This window comes from Streptomyces atratus (assembly GCF_014648655.1).
In the GTDB taxonomy this organism is placed as follows: Bacteria; Actinomycetota; Actinomycetes; order Streptomycetales; family Streptomycetaceae; genus Streptomyces; species Streptomyces atratus.
The window spans coordinates 1-19,145 of sequence record NZ_BMRN01000079.1 but is presented as its reverse complement, the minus strand read 5'-3'; the positions used below and the strand labels follow the sequence as shown (position 1 = coordinate 19,145).

Below are 19,145 nucleotides of genomic sequence, written 5' to 3'. Positions count from 1 at the left end.
TGTACCGCTTGCTCGTATTGCTCTTCTTGCTCACTACCTGGAACTGCTTCCTCCGGGACCTGTCGTCCCAGTATCAGGCTGTCCAGGCCGAGGGTGGAACTTCAACTACGGCGTGCCCTGTACTCGTGGGCATTCAACAAGAAAGCCTGGCAGTGCGAGCCCACCGAGGAGTGGCTCCACGCGCTGGACTGGATGAAGCGGAACTCGCTGCCGGTCAGCGCCCTCGCGGAGGCCGACGTTCTGAGGCGGGCCCTCGATGCGATGTGCCGCAAACTGGACGGCAAGGCGGCTGCGGCCAAGACAGCCCGACGCAAGAGGGCTGCGTTCAACGAAGCTCTCAACACTGCGGTGGAGAAGGGGTACTTCGCGGAAAACCCCCTCAACGGTCTACGGTGGAAAGCGCCAGCAGTCAATGAAGAGGTGGATCCGGCCGCCGTTCCCAATCCGGCCCAGGTGCTTCGCCTGCTCGAGTCCGTTGCTCGCCAGCGTGGGCGGGGTCCTCATCTTGAGGCGTTCTTCGGCTGCATGTACTTCGCGGCTATGCGGCCAGCTGAGGTCATCCATCTTCGGATCGATCAATGTCACTTGCCGAAGACTGGATGGGGGATGCTCAACCTCTCGGGCGGGGTTGTCACGTCTGGCAAGGAGTGGACCGACGACGGTGAGGTGCACGAGGTGCACTCGCTCAAGCGTCGCGCGGCAAGCGCAACGCGACCTATTCCCATCCCGCCGCAATTCGTACGCATGCTGCGTGTCCATGTGAAACGGTTCAATGTGGCACCCGACGGTCGACTCTTCCGGAACCAGGCTGGCAACTACGTGGACGCTGCCGCCTACGGCATCACGTGGGCGCGGGCCCGGGAGCACGCCCTGACTCGTACCGAGCGGACTTCTCGTCTGGCCAAGCGACCTTACGATCTCCGGCACGCCGGGATCTCGTTCTGGCTCTACTCCGGAGTGGACCCGGCCGAATGCGCCCGCCGCCGCGCCGGTCAGAGCATCGAGGTTCTCTTTCGCCACTACGCCAAGTTCCTCGACGGCCTTCGAGAGCAGGCGAACCGCCTCATCGAGCAGTCCATGAACGAGTGGCAGCGCGTCAGCCAAGGTGACGCACCCGAGGGCTGAACCGGGGGTTTGGTCCGTGACTGGTCCGGAAGCACTGGTCGGGAGGGGTACAGCAGTGGGAGGAAATGGGAGCTAGCACGCAAGCCGGGCTCGGTCGAGAGCGGGCTGAGTGAAAGGCGCCTGACGGGTGAAAGCCCAGGTCAGGCGCCTTTTCTCGTGCGTCTAGAAGAAGCCCAGCTTCTTCGGTGAATAGGACACCAGAAGATTCTTCGTCTGCTGGTGGTACACGTCATGCATGTCGCTGACCAGCGGAAACGTTGAATCTTTCGTTCCTCGTGGGCGAGGTGGTCCGGGAATGGCCCGGATCTTGGTGCCATTCGGCGGTGGTTCGCTTCGTATGCGAGGCAGAAAAGGACAGGGCGAGCAGTGAGAGCCCCGGTTGCTGCAATGCGTCCGCGGCCCTTGAGCTGGGACTCGCCTGTGGCGCGCCCAAGCGATGGTGTAAACGCTTAAAGCCTCACGGACCGTCAGGGCCCTGCCGGCGCCGAGGACATCGCCCCCGCTGGTACGCCGGGTCACCATCGTCTGGAGGGCGAGCAGCGACTCAAGGGGAACCCGACGGGTGGTCGGACGAGCCCGCGACGAAGACGCGGGCGTCCAGAAAGGAGCGGTGGTCACTGACCCGTGCGGCGCGCGCGTCACCGTGGTAGCGGTGCAGTTTGGAGCCCCCCGTGGACGAATGCGGCGAACGGCACCGGGGTGACCTCGGCGGCGCGGATCCGCTGGACCAGCTTCTCGTCGACGGGGGAGCAGTGTTTTTGCATGTCGCTGCGATGGTTAGCGTGGTCCGTGTGCACGCCAGGCAGTAGCGATGGTTGCTTCCAGCGCGGAGTCGTCGGTCCCGGGTGTCTCGGTCAGGGCTGACAGGTGGCGCAGGGTGGCCAGAGAGTCAGCGGCGTCGGGGTGGTCTGAAGTGAGGAGGTCGACGAGGTCGTCTTCGGACAGTGGCTCGTCGAGTTCGGACAGGTCGTGCAGGATGCCCTGCAATGCCGGACCGGTGAGGGCGGCTGCTTCCAGAAGCTGGTTGGCACCGGCGGGTGTGGCGAGGGCATCGTGCAGGGTGCGGCAGATGTCGCGTGCGCTGTGCCTCGTGGCGGCCAGCTCGGCGGCTTGATTGAGCAGAATTGGCCAACCGCCGGTCGTGGAGAAGAGGCGGCGACGGTCTTCCGGGGCGTTGAAGGCGGTCAGGACATCGGTGGGGGTGACCCAACTGCGAATGCCTTCGGCGGTGGCGCGTTGCAGGGGAACAAGAATGTCCTCTTCCGCGTAGTGGGACAGGACCTCAAGGTGTTCGCGATTCCCGGCGTCAATGAGGGCGATGACGCAGCGGGTGACGCCGGAGGAGGGTTGGCGGGTGATGGCGTCGCGCAAAGCGGTATCGACGGCGTCGGGCTGGAAACGTCGCATGTCACTGACGATCAGCCGGTGAGGGCTGTGGGCCTTGCCTGCGCTCAGCGCCTGGCGGTAGGCGTGGGGTGTGGCTGGTTGGATCAGGGGTGCCAGCTCGCTGGGGGTGCGTTGTTGCTGGTCGGCCAACGCAGAGGTGACGTCATCGAGGCAGGTGGCGTCGGTGCCGAGCACGATGCGCAGCGCATTATTGCGGCGTACCAGACCTGCAATCTGCTGCTCCGTCAGGGGACTGATACGGGCGCCGGGAAGCGGACGCCGAGCCTGGCTGATGGACAGACGGGTGGAGGTGTCGTTGGGGTCGTGAGCGTGCAGTTCTTCCTCAATGGCGTCTGGGGTACCCAAAAGCCGCAGGACGTTGGAGGAGCGTAGGCGCCAACCGTCGCGTTCGGCGGCCAGGATACCCAGGCCCACCATCTCTTCCAGCAGGACACGGAACTCGTCGGCCGTGTGGTGGGTGAAGCTCTCGGGCCACCATTCAGCGCACTGCTGGCGAAGGGCGCGCGTGCTCATGCTGTGTTCGACGCCGTGCGTGTGGGCGTTGTGCGCGATGAGCAGTGCGATGACCTTGTAGCGGGGGTCGAGATTGAGGTTGAGGCGTACGGTATCGCGGATACGACGTCGCAGGTCCGGGGAGCCGATAACGCGTTCGAGGATGTCGTTGTCGATGGTCCAGGGTGGCCCGTCGGGCGTGCGGCTGGCCAGCGCTTCGCTGACGAGGGCCTCGCCAGCGACCTGCAGGAGTTTCGGGTGGTAGTTGCAGTAAGCCAGCAGGCGGTGGATGAGGCTGTCGTGCGCGAAGTTGATCCCCAAGACCTCGGCGGGCTCCTGCAATAGGCGGTAGGCAGGGCCGGGGGAGAGAGGCCCGATGCCCAGGGCTCTACCGAAGTGCGCCTCAGCGAGGGGTTGGTTGGGTAGGCCGGCGAAGCGCTGGACCTGGTGCAAGCCGGCGAAGACGGGCTTGAAGCGGCGTTCGGTCGCGCTCATCAGGTCCCGCAGGCGGGTGGTCTGAGGGAAGCCGGCGTCGGCTTCGGCGTCGAAGAAGGAGTCGCACTCGTCGAGCAGGAGCAGCAACCGTCGAGTCCGGTCTTGATCGAGCCAGGCCGTGATGGCATCCCGAACACGCCGAAACGCGGTGGAGGCGCGCCGGCCGGGGGCCAGACCGATCCCTGCCCGACCTAGCTCGGTGGAGATCATGTCCCAGATTTCCTCTGTGCCTGAAGCCAGGCTGCTGGGCAGCGGCAGGTAGAGGGCGACATGACCTTCGGTGAGGGCGTGGCGGCGACCGGCGGCCCGTAGGAGGGCCGACTTTCCCAGCCTGCGCCCGCCGTACAAGAGACTGACACCGTGCTGGTCGGTGACGGCGGACAGTTCCTCGGCGCGACCGTAGAACATCTCCTCCGGCACGGCTTCGTTGGCGTCGGGAGTGTAGGGATTGATGGCGCTGAACGGGGCCAGGATGCGTTCGGTCAAGGTGAACTGGCCGCTGCCGCGGGAGGCCAGGTAGGCCAGAGCGGCAGCGTCCAGTACCAGCAGGGGTTTAGCGGGATGTTCGGCGCACGCGGCGGCCAGGGCTCTGCGTTGAGCGGGAGACAGGGTGCCGATGAACGCGATCACGACGGGGATGGAACTGGGATCTTGCTGGACCCAGGCGAGGAGCTTGGCAGCATCGGTGACCTCGGACGTCATCAGTAGCCGCAGTCGGCCGTCCGCTTGCGTACCGAAAGCCGGCAGGCGAACCTTGCCGATTAGTGTCACGTCGCGCAGATCGACCCATCGGCGCAGGTTTGAGGCGACCGGCAGGCCGGGATCGGCCTCGCGCTCGTATTCGATACCGGCCAGACGCAGGGCCGGGCTCAGTACGTAGGTGTTGGTGCGAACCTGGGCCCACCGGGTGGCGACGTGGTGCCAGGCGGTCAGCGCGGCCACGGCGATTTTACGATCACCGGGGGACAGGGGGCCGAAGTCCAAAGGGCCCAGGCTCGTGCCGTTCTCGGCGGCGGTGATCACCGCGGGGGTGATGCCGTCGGCCAAGGCTTGTGGGACCGCAGGGAAAAAGGTATCGAAGTCGGCAAGCGCGGTGTGCTGCGCACGTGGCGGTGTGTTCCCCTCGCGGGCCGCCAGCAAGTACTCTTCGGCCGTCGCGAGGTCACCCTCGACGATCAGCTGTCTTACAGCGTCGGTTAGTTGGGTGGGCGCGTCAGCCTCGTTGAGCTCCACGGTGGCCCGTTCCTGCAGGGACCGGGCAGCCTCAGCACCCAATACAGTGAGTTCCGTGCGCATGGCCTCACACTCGCGGCGGACAGCACCGAGAGCATCGCCGGCCAGCGCGCTGTATGCGGCTTCCATTCGGGCGGTGATACGGGCGCGCCCGGGCTCGGGTACCCGGCCCAGCCGGGTAGCGGTGTCGATATCGCGGGTCAGTTCGCCGTGCAGGGTTCTGATCGCGCTGCCACTATGGGCACGCCGGGTGTGCAATATGGCACGCAGTTCGTCTGTCAGTGTTGGGGAAGTAGTGTCCGCTTGTTCCAGTGCGTCCAGGGCGATCCGGGCGATGGCGTAGTTCTCCCGGTCGATATTTGCGCGCACCGCCTGGGTCCAGTCGGCGCGGTCGGCAGCTGTGACGTCGTTCAGTGTCGGGGTACTGGACGGGATCAGGCGGGAGTTGAGCTCCAGATCGGGGGCCCGCAGTAGGTCACTGTTCAGGACGGTGGACGGTTCAGGTTCGGTGCCGGTGAGAGTTCCGCCTGCCAACAGCCGCGCCGTTGTCTCAAGGCTCGCCAAGCAGCTCCGCGCCGCGGCCGCGGTAAGGGATTTCGGGTCGGTCTCGGTCAGAGCGGTCAGCTCACCGATCATGCGCTGGCGGTGCGGTTGGACCGCCTCGTGCAGGAACGAGAGAGGATCGGTTGCACGGGGTTGGGCCTGGGCGATGAGGACCAGCCACTGTTGGACTACGTCCAGGGAGTTGGCGGCGTGCTGCAGGATTCGCGAGCGGGCAGCGTTCTTGAGTTTGCGGGATGTGCCTCGGGCTGCTTTGTCGTCAGCATCCAAGAAGGCGGACAGTGACCCTGGCGCACCCAGGTCCCGCAGTTGCTGTCGGGTGGTGGTTGCCACGTCCCGCCGGTCATCGGCCACTGCGTGCAGCAGGGCGCCGATTCTGCCTTCGGGCGCCCACCACTGTTCGACGAACTGCTTTGCCCGCAGGTTACTGAGGTTGGGGCCGGTGCGCAGTTCGGCGCGGGCGGTGTCGCAGATGACGGCGAGGTCATCACCTGTATCGGGCCGGGCGGCCAGGACGTTGAGAGTGGTTCGTCCAGACAACTGTCCCCGGGCGGACGCGTGACCGATCGCGGTAGCGACCGCGCTGGTTCCGGGCAGGTCGTGCCACTGCGCAGCGATCTTCAAGGCGAGCTCGCCACTGTCGGGATCTCCGGCGAGCAGACCGGACCGGACGGCGGCGGCCAACACGATCAGCTGATCGGCCAAGGAGTCCGGCACACCGTGCTGCAGCTGATCGGTCACCGCCGCACGTAGTTCATGAGCACAGGCGCCGGTGTCCGAGCGCATAGCCTCGGCCAGGGCCAGGGAGCGCAGCGCCGAGGCGGTGGCTAGGTGGCCGAGAGAGTTAGCGGCGTGGTGAGCCAGAGCTAGCTGGCCCCGCGCCGTCAGATCGGCAAGGACGGGAGAGGCAGCAGGAGCAGGAGGACTGGCAGGCGTATCTGGCTTCGTGACTGTAGGTTCTGCCGTGGCGTGGGCGGCAGCTGGTTGCACTGGTGTGCATTGCTTATCGACAGTCACAGTGCGGTCCGCCGACGGCGCCGCTGGGGGCGGTGCGGGCTTGCAAGAACCAGCCGCCAGAGCTCCTGGCTCGACGTCGAGCCCGTGACGGGGGATTGGGATCAGCGATGCATCAGTGTCTGGGGACTCCGCGTTGTCGCTGGGCGAGATGCCACCTGGTTCCTGGAGGGGCGAGAGTTCGAAGGAAGCCGATCCTTGTGGTGCCGGTTCGTGCGCGCCTCCTGGATCGTTCCCGTTTGTCGGGTCGGCGCTGGTGGAAACAGATGGAACGACGGCCTTGCCGCGCAGGATCAAGGTCAACACAGGCGCGATAGTCGGGGGCAGTGTCTGACGCAGTCGTTCGGTCAGCGCGTCGGCACCATCGTCATCGTCCGACTCCACCGCGTACGCCAGCTCCGCGACCGTAGCCAGACATCCAGCCTCCTGAACCTGTTGAGGAGTCCACTTGCCGACGGCCAACAACGACTCTGAGGCTGTGCGAAGTTGTGCGATCGCTGGGTGTCCCCCTGGGCCGCTCGCCGCTGCGACGCGCTGCAGGATCTCCCGTAGTGCATGATCCTGGTCAGCCGCAGCTCCCAGTGTCTCCAGCGCCTCCAACAGGCCCGGAAGGTCCTGCTCCGGATACGGTCCGGGCTCGTGCAGTGCCAGCGCTACTGCCGCGTGCACCTCATCGACAACCTGCCCTACCTGCCCGACAGGTTGTAGCAGCTCAGGGGGCACCACCCTGCCTCCCGTCAGCAAGGTCGCAGCCTCGGACACGACCTGGGAGGCCGACGCAAAGGCATCACGCAATCGTTCGGCCTGGGTGGTACAGGCTGCTGTGGTACTCAGATCGATGGTGCTGACAGGTTCATCCGGTACCGCGGGTTCCTCCCTATCGACGGGCGGCTCCACCGGCCGAGGAACTGGTTCGGACGGCGTGCTGTCGACCGGACGGCTTCGATGGGCTTCCTCGAATGCCTGGCAGGCCCGCACAATGGCGTCGGCACCCTCGGCAGGCCATGACGACAGGGGATGGTCGCGCAGCACCAAGTGCAGCAATGGGACCGCAAGATGTGTGACCCTCCACTGCACCAGACCGGTAAGCAGCAGTACGGTCCGGTCCGGAGCCAGCTCCTCCAATCCGGAAAGGTCTTGGTCAGACCCCTGTTCCAACCAGGTGGACAGTCCGTCCCACATACCGTCAAGCGTGGGCTGGGTGAGCGTGCCGATGGTGTATGTCTGTTGAGCCCCTTCGCTGCGCCGCAAGGCTCCCAGGGCCTGCCGCACCGCGTGGGTGCTCGGTTGCCCGACCGATGGAGTGCGCAACTCCTGCAGAACCGCCGTGCGGTTCTTACGGCTGAGGCGTTCTAACATCGAGGAGAGCTGCTCCTCGGTGACCAGTGCCAGCACATCCCCGACGGGGTCGGGCAGTTCTGCGACGGCCTGCTCCAGGGCCAAGTACTGGGTGCGTTGCGGCTCAGTAAGGGTGTGATGCGGGGTACGCGGTGTGCGGCGTGCCACAGGATTCCTTTCAGTAGTTCAGCGCTGCAGATGCTGGTGCCAGGCAGGGGCCTGTCCCTCGCCCCTGCGATGGCCGCGTACAAATGTGTGTCCCTCGGGTAGCTCGGTGTCAGCATCAGGGCCGTCGACCTCGATACGCCACTGGGCATATCGCGCACGTGCAGCGGGGGTGGCGTTGTGCCCGTCCGGCAGCCTGCGTTCCCAGGGGCGCCGCCAGTGCCGTATTTGCCGCGCGGCCGTATCGGCGCCCCCGGCGATTCGCTGTGCCTCTCGGGCCTCCTCGGTGTCGGGCCACCAGGTGAACACCTCCGGCAGCACGCCGTCGTGAGCGACCATCGTGCGGGTAAGGAGACCAGCCGCCGCCATGTCCTCGCAGGTGTGGATCACCGTCCACAGCAAGGGTGGCGTGACCACATCCGGGCCGAACATTGCCGCACTCAACTGCTGGCCGTCCAACGACCGGGTGTGGGCCGTACCGATCCTGCCATCACGCAACAATGCCGCCACGATCAGTACCTCCAGTGCCGTCACCGGCGGCCGATGCCCCCCGCCGGTCGGCCGCTGCGTCGGCAGCCCGGGACCCACCGGGGGTGGGATATCCAGCGGGCCCCACGCCTCGGCCAGCAGTACCGGGTCGAAGCACCAGGTCAGGAGAGCGTCCCCCACCCGCACGGCATCCGGTAGGAGCATCGTGGTGACTATCAGCTGCCGGCCGGAGCGCGCAGCAGCCACAGTGATTTTGATGCCGGGATAGAAGGAATCCGGCCACTTCACGGATACCAGCCCGCCGGGTCCTCGTTGCGTATGCTGCCGGGCTAGATCACGATCCAACAGCTGGCCGCTGTGATGTACCTCCAGCGTCAAAGGCCCCTCGCCCAACAGCGACGGCACCGCACCCGGCAGCGGTAGTCGCCCGGCAGACAGGTCCGCCTCTGACAGAGCCACCGAAACCACCAGCAGCGCTTCGTCTAGATGTTCCACATGCACCACAGAGTTGGTCTGCCTAGGGCTGGAGCTGCCCGTGCGTTTGGCAGCGCCAGGTACGAGGTGCTCCAGATGCCCCAAGCCGGCTGGCGTCAACGGGTCGCAGTCCGCCAACACCGCGTCGACCGGCAGCGTTTGAGCCCGCCAGACGCCGCCCTGCTGCCAACTGTCATCGATCCGCAAGTCCACGTTGCGGCGCAGACCGCCTGCGGTGGCCTGGAAGGCCAGCGCAAGGTTGGCATCAACCACTGCCGAGGCCGCCGCGGTGAGCTCCAACGCGTGCTCAGCACCCACCTCGCGTTCCCAACCAGCCAGCACCGGCCATACCGCGGTGTAGCGTGGCGAACCTCCCGGGGCCGGTCGTGTGAACCGATCCACCATCTCTGCTGCCACCGGGCCGGAAGCGAACTGCTGATGCCGGTCCACAGGCTGCGCATACAGGTCCCACATGGCCAACCCCGGAGCCTGGCGCAACAACTCCTCCAAGGTTCTGAAGCACTCCTGCAGAGCACGCTCCGCCGCCACGTTGTCCGCAGAGTCCTGGAGTAACGGGCCCAGGTCTCCCGCCGCCAGCAGCCGCTGTCCCGGGCCCATGAGGAACTGCCGGTACAGCCCGCTGTGGTCCCGCCCCGACATCAGACCGCTCGTGTCGGCAGTCCCCACCAAGTGGCCCCACCGATCCACTACCCCAGCAGGGGACCTACGAATTCGGGCAAGTTCCTTGTGCTCAACGGACGTCAACGCTCCCAGAGCGTCCCAGTCAATTACCGCACGCGCGAGCGCGGCCTCCGACCCACCCGAAGACGGCGCTCCCGACAGTGCGCCCGGAGTCCATCCGTCTTCCTCGACGTCGGGCGAGGCACCGAACGACGCACAGACCTCTCCCCACAATGAGTGCGCCCCACGCTCTATTCGCACAAAGGAGCCCACCGGCGGCAGCGGATTCCGGATATCGGAGCCCAGGAGAGTGAACGCCTCCGGGTCAAGGATGCCTGTGCTGTAGGCGCCAGCATCAAGGTCATATCCGAAGTACACGGCATTGAACGCGGTGCACACGTGTAAAGGCCCACGCCGTACCTGCGCCACGTCTTCGAGGAAGGAGACCAACTCCTCCTTCACCCCACCCGGCAGCGCGTCGCAGCCCAGCGTCAGCTCATGGAAGAACAACGGCGCACTCGCCGCTGGCAGCCCCATCACCGGTGGCTCCGTATCCGGCCCGCGGTCGCGACCCAGCGACGACCACGGATCGCACTACAGGTGATTGGCAACATCACGTATCCCCCCCGCGCTTTCTGTCCCGTACTGATTTTTAGCGCACTACTTGGACATCCGCCCCCCACTTGGTGCTCTTTCCTGCAAAATGAAGTTTCCCCGTGATCTTGGGCACGTTGTTGTTATGCCGCGAGGGCTTGGTCTTTCCGGTAGCGCAGGCGTGTCTCGTGGGGCGTGAGGAGGCCCAGTGGATGTGCTTGCGCAGGCGGCGTCTGTTGTAGAAGGTCTCGATGAAGTCGAAGATGTCGGCGCGGGCGGTGGCACGGTCGGGCCAGAAGCGGGTGCCGATCTCCTCTTTGAGTACGGCCCAGAAGCTTTCCGCGGCGGCGTTGTCGAAGCAGCTCCCGGTCCGGCCCATACTCTGTCGGTGTCCTAACTTGCCGCTCCTGTCGCGGAGTTGACCGGAGGTGTATCCCGATCCACGATCACTGTGGATCACGCAGCCGGCTTCCAGGCGGCCCAGCGCGACGGCCATGTCCAGGGCGTCGACGACGAGTTCAGCGCGATGGTGGTCGGCCATCGAGTACCCGATGATCTCGCGCGTGGCCAGGTCCAGCCACGAGGCGAGGAGCCAGCCCCCGGCCGTGGGGATTAGGTGATGTCCCCGACGATTTTCGTTCCGGGGCGAGTGGCGGTGAAGTCCCGGCCGATCAGGTCCGGCGACGGGGCGGTGCCCCAGATCTCCGGTTACCGAAACCGGGGATCGGCCGCGGCCGGTGCGCCGGCTGTTCCCGGCGATGCAACGTCACCGCGTCGGACCGGAACTCCGCACTGTACTTCGAGGGCCTTGCCATGTGGATCTTGTGGGGCTCGTAAAGTCATCGCTGCAGGTGAGCAGCGGTGTCCATGGTTGTCGGTGGTGGCTGGGACCCTGTCCGGATGATCGTGTCGCTGTTGTACGATGCTGTCCATACCGGCTGTCCTGCTGCGCCGGGACACTGCCAAGGACGCCGAGCCGTTGGTGCTGAGGCATGAACACACTGTCCTGCGCCGTCAGCTCAAGGGCCCGGTCCGCTACGAGTCGGCCGACCGGTTCTGGTTCTCCGCGCTGTCCTCGCTGATACCACGGCGCCGCTGGGCCGGCGTCTTCCCCGTCACCCCTGGCACCGTGCTGGCCTGGCACCGCAAGCTGATCGCCAAGAAGTGGGACTACTCCGCCCGCCGCAGCCGTACCGGCCGACCCCCGACTGTGGCCGCGCTCAGGAAGCTGGTGCTGCGCCTGGCCGGCGAGAATCCCCGGTGGGGGCACCGAAGGATCCAGGGCGAACTGGCCCGGCTGGGCCATCCGATCGCACCGTCCACGGTCTGGGGGATCCTGAACGCCGCGGGCTGGTCGACGGGGTTTGCTCTGCTCCGGTTAGCTGTTCTGGGCTGCGAACAAGGGCGGCTGTCGAGAACCCTGAGCGCGTGCCATCGAAGTTGACCGGCATGCGGGTCAGTGCCCCCGCATCAGGAGGTGGAGCAGTGTCATCACGGCGACACCGACGACGAGGGCGGTACCGAACGACGGGTGCTCGAAGGCGACGTACACAGTGCCGCATCCAACGAGCATGAACAGCACCATCCGTTGATCTATGTGCCCGTTCATCCGCGAGGCCCTCCCTGTATTTGCGCCGTCATGGCTGCCACAGGGAAACAACGACTGGAATTCCGGCAGAAAACCCAACCGGATCACGGATTCTTCTGATCTTGAGGTAACCTGTGGCGCTTTCCGGTGGCCCGATCTGTTGACGGCAACACGACCCAGCTCTCGCCGGGCGCGATCAAGATGCGACGGCATGGCCTCGCGTCCGCCCGGATGGCGCAGGGCGCCGGCGGACCGGTAGACGAGCCAAAATCCCCGGCCGGGGAATCGAAATTGTGTTCGTAAATGGCTGTAAGGGCGAGGAATGGGAACGATCCGGAATCCGGATGTATCCGGCCTCTTGCCTGCCATTTTCCTTCCCCGAGGCAGCCTGGCCTATCCCGTCGTCGGCTCTGGCCGAGTCCCATTGTCAGTGGTGGCCTCTACGGTTCCTTGTGGCCGGCGCGGAATGCCTGTGCACGGCTACGCGGGCATGAGTGCCGACCGAGTGGGGCGTGCGTTTTCGCTGTTGGCGGGAAATGCGGTCGTACTTGCTGGGGTGGTGAGAGGGCAGGATGTATGGAGTTGGACTACGACCGTCTGGTCGCCCTGCGGAAGCAGAGCGCTGCTTGGCGGCTACTGAAGGCCGACAACGCCGCGCTGATGCTGAGCTTCTTCAACAAGGTGTTTGTCGAGCAGGGAGCGCGCTCGATTGCCGGTGCGGAGCTTGTCGAACGGCTGGACGACGAGTTGTTCGCCCTCAATGATCGGCTGGGGCAGGGCACGTTTCCCAAGTCCGCGAAGGCGTATCTGGATGACTGGTCGGCACCGGGGAACGGTTGGCTGCGCAAGTATTACCCGCCGGATTCGGACGAGCCGCACTACGACGCCACGGCCGCGGTCGAGAAGGCGATCGCGTGGGTCCGGTCGCTGGGAGAGCGTTCGTTCGTCGGTACGGAGTCGCGCCTGAATACGATCTTTGATCTGCTGCGGCAGATGACGTTCGGCACCGAAACCGACCCCGAGGCGCGACTGGCGGAGCTCACCCGGCGGCGGCATGAAATCGACTGGGAAGTCGAGCGTGTTGAGGCTGGCGAGGTGGACGTCCTGGACAGCGCGGCGCTGCGGGACCGCTACCAGCAGGTGACGACGACGGCGCATGGGCTGCTGGCCGACTTCCGCGAGGTTGAGGCGAACTTCCGGGACTTGGACCGGGACCTGCGGAGCAAGATCGCCGCGTGGGACGGGGCCAAGGGCGAACTCCTGGACGAGGTGCTGGGCAGCCGCGAGAGCATCGCAGAGTCGGACCAGGGACGGACCTTCCAGGCGTTCTACGACTTCCTGCTCGCCCCGAGCCGTCAGGACGAACTCAAGACGCTGCTGGCCGAGGTCGAGGCCATGGAGGCCATCGACGAGCCTGACCCGCGCATGCGACGCATGCCCCGGGACTGGCTGGAGGCCGCCGAACGCACCCAGGCCACGGTGCGGCAGCTGTCGGATCAGCTCCGCCGGTTCCTGGACGACCAGGTGCGCTCGGAAGACCGCCGCGTCCTGGAACTGGTGCGCGCGATCGAGACGCAGGCCCTGGCCTTGCGCGACGTGCCGGGCGTGAATCTGGTCGCCGAGATCGATGCGGCAGCCCCGGCCATCGCCCTGCCGATGGAGCGGCCCTTGTATACGCCGGTGGTCAAGGCACCGATCGACAGCACCGGCATCGAGGCGGGGGACGAGGAGTTCACCGCTGACGCCTTGTTCGAGGCGGTGTATGTGGATCCCGCCCGGCTCACGGCCGCGGTGCATCACGCCCTGGGCTTGCGCACGCAGGTGTCCTTGGCCGAGACGCTGCGCGAGCACCCCCTGGAGCAGGGGCTTGCCGAACTGGTCGCCTACTTCGCGCTACCGGACGACGGGTTTACCACCGTGTTCGACGACCACCGCCAAGAAGAGATCACGTGGATCGGCGAGGACGACGTCCAGCAGGTCGCCACCGTGCCCGTGGTCACCTTTGCCCGCATCAGCCCCGGCATCGCCTGGGTAGCCAGCCCGAAGGAGGGGCGATGACCACACCTGCCACCCCCACCCCGCAGCAGCCCTACACTCTCTCGCTGCCGGTCAACCAACTGCTCAAGGGCCCGGTCTTCCGCGACCAGCACGAGCGGGCCTGGGACGCCCTCCTGCACCACAGTGCCGACGTGAAGGACTACGTCGACGTCATGGGGCTGCGCGTGGTGATCGACGAGATGGAGGGCTACGCGTTCCTCCAGTCGAAACCCGACGACGAGGACGATGTCCGCGATCTCCGCGTGGCGCCTCCGCGGCTGATGCCCCGCCGCTCGCTGTCCTACCCCGTCAGTCTGCTGGTCGTGCTGCTGCGCAAGCGGCTCGCCGAGTTCGACGCGGGCGCCGACGGCACCCGCCTGATGATCACCCGGGACGAGATCGTCGAGATGATCCGCATGTTCCTCCCGGCCGGCAGCAACGAGGCACGCCTGGTCGACCAGATCGACGGCCACATCAACAAAGTGGTGGACCTGCAATTTCTGCGCCGCGCTCGCGGGCAGGAGCAGCTGTTCGAGGTGCAGCGGATCATCAAAGCCTTCGTCGACGGGCAGTGGCTCGCCGACTTCGACACGAACCTGGCCCAGTACGCGGCCACCCACACCCCCCAGGAGAAGCAGCAGTGATCCCCGCCCAGCCCGGCCCCGCCGACACGAGTGCCTCCACCGACCTGGCTGCGGCAGGCTTCCGGCTGGAGCGTCTGGAGGTCTACAACTGGGGCACGTTCGACAAGCACGTGTGGTCGTTCGGCCTCGGCGGCGCCAACGCCCTGCTGACCGGTGACATCGGTTCCGGCAAGTCCACCCTGGTGGATGCGATCACCACGCTGTTCATGCCCGCCCGCAAGATCGCCTACAACAAGGCGGCCGGTGCGGAGAGCGGCGAGCGCAGCCTGCGCTCCTACGTGCTGGGCCACTACAAGTCCGAACGCAACGAGACCACCGGGACCACCAAGCCGGTGGCGCTGCGCAAGCCGGGCAGCTACTCCGTCATTTTGGGCGTGTTCACGAACCCGGCGCTGGCGGCGACCGTCACGCTGGGGCAGGTGTTCTGGCTGGCCGACGGGAACGCCACCAGCCCCGAGCGGCTGTTCCTCGTCGCCGACCGTGCGCTGTCCGTCGCCGGAGACTTCGCCGACTTCGGCACCGAGGTGCGGGCGCTGAAGAAGCGTCTCGAAGTGGGTGATGTCCGCGTCCACAAGACGTTCCCGCCGTACAGCAAGGATTTCCGGCGCCGGATGGGCATCGAGTCCGAGCAGGCGCTGGAGCTCTTCCATCAGACGGTGTCGATGAAGTCGGTGGGCAGCCTGGACGAGTTCGTGCGCAGTCACATGCTCGAACCGTTCGATGCGGCGGCGATGACGGACAACATCGTGAGTCACTTCGACGCTCTGACTACCACCTACAACTCCGTTCAGCGGGCCCGTGCCCAGGTCGATGCCCTCACCCCGCTGCTTGAGGACTGCGATGCCTACGACGGCCTGGCCGCACGCATCGAGGAGGCCGACGCCCAGCAGGCCGCCCTGCGGTACTTCATCGCCCAGCGCACGTCGGTGCTGCGCGAAGCCCAGCGCGCCGAGGCGGAGCGGATGCTCGCCCGCCTGGAGGGTGAGAAGAAGACCGCGAAGGACGAGCTGGAGCGGCTGCGGGACCAGGAACGCCGGTGGGAACTGCAGCGTGAGGGCCTGGGCGGCGGGCGCCTGGGTGAACTGGAGCGCCAGATCGAGGAGACGGAGCAGCAGCGCGCCGCTCAGGAGAAGCGCGCCCGCCAGCACGCAACCCTGCTGGAGCAGGCAGAGCTGGCTCCGGTCACCGATCAGGCGCAGTTCACCGACCGCCTTGAGGAGATCGCCCGGGCCCAGCACGACGTCGCCGCGACGACACAGGAGACGCGCACGGCCCTGGAGACGCTCGCAGTCGAGGCCGCACAGCTGAATCAGCGGGCCGAGGACCTCAATGCAGACCTGATCAGTCTGCGCTCGCGCCGCAGCAACATCCCCCGCAAGCAGCTGGAGGTACGCGCCCGCCTGAGCCGCGAACTCGGCATCGAGGACAGTGCCCTGCCCTTCGCTGGCGAACTCATTCAGGTCCGAGACGAGGAACAGGCGTGGGTCGGAGCCGCCGAGCGGCTGCTGCGCGGCTTCGCCGTGTCCCTCCTGGTCCCCGGCGATCAGTACGCTCGCGTCTCCGACTGGATCAACGACCACCACCTGGGGACGAAGCTGGTCTACTTCCGCGTCCCGGACAAGCTCCCGCCGCGGCGCCTGCCCACCGGTGCGTCCACGGCGCTGTTCACCAAGCTCGAAGTGCGCGAGGACTCGCCGTTCGCCCCGTGGCTGGCCGGCGAGCTCGAACGCCGTGCCTCCCACGCCTGCGTGCCGACGATGGAGGACTTCCGGCACGCCGAACTGGCCATCACCGCACAGGGGCTGATCAAGGGGGCGCGGGGCCGCCACGAGAAGAACGACACCACCCGCATCGACGACCGCAGCACGTATGTGCTCGGCTGGACGAACCAGGCGAAGATCGATGCCCTCCTGGATCAGGCGGGACGGGTCCACGGCGCCCAGCGCGAGATGGAGAAGAAGAAGCGCGGGCTGGGAGCCGCGTACGAGGACGCCATCAGCCGTGACAAGGTCCTCGACCGGCTGGCGGCGATGCTGGACTACGGCGAGATCGACTGGCCGTCCGCGGTACGGCGCATCACCGAGCTGACTGCGGAGAAGCAGCGCCTGCAAGCCGCCTCCGAGGACATGGACGAACTCACCCGTCGCCTCACCGAGATCGCCGACCAAATCACCGAACAAGGGGCCGCCTACGAGAAGGCCAGCCAGCGCTGGGGACGGGTCGACGGCGAGCGCGACGCCGCTGAACGCGCCTGCGACGAGGCCCGCGCGGTACTCGACGAACCGGCCGCCGGCGCTGCACAGGCGCACTTTCCGGCCCTCGAACAGCGCTTGACCACCGCCCGCCTGGAGTGCCGGACCGCGCAGGAGTGCGCGCAGGCCGAAACCCGGCTACGCGAGGAGATGACGGCGCACAAGTACCGCTGGGCCAAGGAGCAGACCCGCCTCGCCCAGACGATCGCCGCCCAGATGAGCTCCTTCCGCACTACCTATCAGGTCGAGGCCAGCGAACTCGACGCCTCCGTTGCCTCCGCTCCCGGATACCGTGCCCTGCACCAGCAGCTCGTTGCCGATGACCTGCCGCGCTTCCAGGACCAGTTCCGCACCTACCTGAAGACCAACGTGATCCGCGAAATCGCCGGATTCCACGCGCAGTTGAACATCTGGGCCGACGAGATCGGCGAACGCATCCACACCATCAACGAGTCGCTGGCCGGCATCGACTACAACCCTGGCCGCTACATCAACCCTGCTGACCACCACCCAGGAAGCGCTGCCCGCTCTCATCGACTGGATGATCGCCCACCCCATGCAGGTCCTCCAGCGGGAGGCCGACTGGCCTCGCCTGCAGGACACGATCCGCTGGATCGCCGACTTCCGCGGCCCAGCCGTCTACCTGCGGCAGCTCGACGTACCTGGGGTGGACACCAAGTTCATCGAACGCCACCGCGCCATCCTGACCACCCTGCTCGAACAGTGCATTCCCGACGACCGCATCGACACCGAGGCCGCGCGCACTGACTTCGCCGCCCGCTTCCGCTTCCTGCGCAAGCCCGCCTACCTGCGATTCCGGCTGCTCGGCGGCGAGTCGCTGACGGGCTTCAGTGAACTCTCAGTCCGTGCCCATGAGTTCACCGTGCCACCGCCCGGCGTCACGACCGTGTACGTCGTCGAGAACGAAACCACCTACCTTGCCTTCCCCGACCAGCCCCACAGCATCGTGATCCACGGCGGCGGCTACGCCGTCACCCAACTATCCGCCCTGACCTGGCTGAACGATGTACGCCTCGTGTACTGGGGCGACCTGGACACTCACGGGTTCACCATCCTCGACCGGCTGCGTCGGGCCTTCCCGCATACGCGGTCCATCCTGATGGACCGGAGCACTCTCCTGGAGCACCGCGGCCAGTGGGTGAAGGAAGACACGCCCACCCACCAGCCTCTCGGCACGCTGACGCCGGACGAGGCTGATGTCTACGACAACCTCGTGGACGGCGAGTTCGGCCCCAACGTGCGACTCGAACAGGAGCGCGTGCGGTTCCACCTGCTCGAAGACGCCCTGAACGAGCTCCGCTAGGCACCGCACACCATCAGCCGGCTTGTCGGTGCCGATGAAGGGGCAGGTTCATCACGCTGAGGCGAGTAGTTCCTGGTGCCCGGCGAGGGCCGTAGCACGAAGGAGAGCACGGAACTCGTCGGTCACCGTCCCACGGGTCTTCAGGGCATGGCAGTTCGGGCACAGAGCGATCATCGCCTTGGGAAGGTCCTCGCCCCCCTTGGCGTGATCGTCTATGTGATCCACTTCCAACAGGTAGGAGCCATTGCGGCTGAGTGCCGAGGTGTAGCGGGGATCAGGGCAGCGGGGGTTCTCGCAGCCCCCTTGGCTGCGCTCGAGCACCGCATGGCGGGATGCGGCGATACGGCTCAGTCGCTGACCACCTTGGGGTTGGCGGCGGTGGCTCTTGCCGTCCCGCACGGCGCCCTCCGCCCGGGCATTCAGCTCCGCGTAACGCAGAGCCGGAACTGCCATACGGCGCAGGAGGACAGCGGTCATCCGGCAGCGGTCGAGTGCATCGGCGGCCGGTTCCTCGGCCGGCAGTGCGAAGTGACCTGCGGCCGAGTCCCAGTCGTTGTCGAACTCGCCGTGGCGCAGACGCGCGCACTCCCAGCGGCTGCGGTTCAATTTCGTGAGTGTGGTCGCCGTGTCCGGCCACAGGGCACCGTAGGGGAGGCCGTCCCGTAGCCAGGCGTACTCCAGCCCCGTGTAGATCGCGGCGTACTGGAGGTTGCGTCCGTAGGTGACGACGCGCTTGCCCTGGAGTCTGCGCAGCAGGGTGTCAGCTACCTCGCGGAAACGGGGGGGGCGGCTTCGAGTTCCTCCGGGTCGGCAGGGCCGAGTCGAAGCTGCTGCAGGTATGTCGCTTCCCATTCGGGGTTGATGAATTGATGCCATCTCTTGCGGCCGACGGCCGAGGTGAGTGCTATCTCGTAGGGCACGGCCCGTTCCCGGGGCGGGGTGGACGGAGCAGGTGAGCCGATGGCGCTGACGGCCAGAATGACCGTATCGGGATCGTCGAGGACGTCCTGTGCCCAACGGATCGCAGCATGGCGGATGGCTTGGGCTTCGTCGGCATCGGGTGCCGCTGAGAAGGGGACCGCTCGATCCGCGCGGTAGATAGGCGACGGCGGATACACGGTCTCCTCCTCTCGGCGTCGCTTGAATTCTGACCCTCTGACGGCGGATCAAAAGTGACCCACTTGGTGGTCTTCGCCTGAACCTGATCTTGATGGAAGGTCAGGAGGGAGAGG

The 19,145-nt window shown here is 66.4% G+C and carries 9 protein-coding genes and 3 pseudogenes; 7 read left to right on the top strand and 5 right to left on the bottom strand.

What is annotated here, in order from left to right:
* The first annotated feature begins 93 nt into the window (after positions 1–93).
* Positions 94–1,125: a site-specific integrase gene (locus IEZ15_RS41220; RefSeq protein ID WP_229846500.1), complete on the top strand. Its 1,032-nt coding sequence runs from the start codon at positions 94–96 to the stop codon at positions 1,123–1,125.
* A 777-nt stretch (positions 1,126–1,902) separates the two neighbouring features.
* On the opposite strand, the gene IEZ15_RS41215 is transcribed toward IEZ15_RS41220, so the two are convergent.
* From IEZ15_RS41215 to IEZ15_RS41205, 3 genes are all read right to left on the bottom strand, one after another.
* A complete protein-coding gene (locus IEZ15_RS41215; protein WP_189282099.1) occupies positions 1,903–7,833 on the bottom strand; it encodes an ATP-binding protein in 5,931 nt (1,976 codons plus the stop codon).
* Between the two features lie 18 nt (positions 7,834–7,851).
* Positions 7,852–10,011 carry a hypothetical protein gene (locus IEZ15_RS41210; protein WP_189282098.1) on the bottom strand — a complete coding sequence of 720 codons (2,160 nt, stop codon included), beginning with the start codon at positions 10,009–10,011 and terminating at the stop codon, positions 7,852–7,854.
* A 115-nt stretch (positions 10,012–10,126) separates the two neighbouring features.
* Positions 10,127–10,681, bottom strand: a complete 555-nt coding sequence (locus tag IEZ15_RS41205; RefSeq protein ID WP_268250505.1) for a DDE-type integrase/transposase/recombinase — start codon at positions 10,679–10,681, stop codon at positions 10,127–10,129.
* Between the two features lie 287 nt (positions 10,682–10,968).
* On the opposite strand from IEZ15_RS41205, the pseudogene IEZ15_RS41200 reads away from it, so the two are divergent.
* Positions 10,969–11,419: pseudogene (locus tag IEZ15_RS41200) on the top strand (integrase core domain-containing protein); the annotation flags it as partial.
* A gap of 105 nt (positions 11,420–11,524) precedes the next feature.
* Here the strand turns inward: IEZ15_RS41200 and IEZ15_RS41195 are convergent.
* Complete coding sequence (locus IEZ15_RS41195) at positions 11,525–11,677, bottom strand: hypothetical protein (protein ID WP_189282097.1); 153 nt, start codon at positions 11,675–11,677, stop codon at positions 11,525–11,527.
* Between the two features lie 555 nt (positions 11,678–12,232).
* On the opposite strand from IEZ15_RS41195, the gene IEZ15_RS41190 reads away from it, so the two are divergent.
* The 5 genes and pseudogenes from IEZ15_RS41190 to IEZ15_RS41175 all read left to right on the top strand — a co-directional run bounded on the left by IEZ15_RS41190 (position 12,233) and on the right by IEZ15_RS41175 (position 17,913).
* Complete coding sequence (locus IEZ15_RS41190) at positions 12,233–13,714, top strand: DUF3375 domain-containing protein (RefSeq protein ID WP_229846498.1); 1,482 nt, start codon at positions 12,233–12,235, stop codon at positions 13,712–13,714.
* Positions 13,711–14,337, top strand: coding sequence for a DUF4194 domain-containing protein (locus tag IEZ15_RS41185; RefSeq protein WP_189282096.1), 627 nt, complete (start codon positions 13,711–13,713; stop codon positions 14,335–14,337). The genes IEZ15_RS41190 and IEZ15_RS41185 overlap by 4 nt, the downstream gene beginning before the upstream one ends.
* Positions 14,265–14,573, top strand: a pseudogene (locus IEZ15_RS47525) (ATP-binding protein); the annotation flags it as partial. The gene IEZ15_RS41185 and the pseudogene IEZ15_RS47525, both read left to right, overlap by 73 nt.
* A gap of 2,494 nt (positions 14,574–17,067) precedes the next feature.
* A pseudogene (locus IEZ15_RS47520) lies at positions 17,068–17,247 on the top strand (DUF3322 domain-containing protein); the annotation flags it as partial.
* A gap of 9 nt (positions 17,248–17,256) precedes the next feature.
* Positions 17,257–17,913 (top strand): DUF2220 domain-containing protein, encoded by a 657-nt coding sequence (locus tag IEZ15_RS41175; protein ID WP_189282094.1) that lies wholly within the window; start codon positions 17,257–17,259, stop codon positions 17,911–17,913.
* Positions 17,914–17,964: 51 nt separating this feature from the next.
* Here the strand turns inward: IEZ15_RS41175 and IEZ15_RS41170 are convergent, their stop codons facing one another.
* Positions 17,965–18,765, bottom strand: coding sequence for an HNH endonuclease signature motif containing protein (locus tag IEZ15_RS41170; RefSeq protein ID WP_189282093.1), 801 nt, complete (start codon positions 18,763–18,765; stop codon positions 17,965–17,967).
* Positions 18,766–19,145 lie beyond the last annotated feature (380 nt).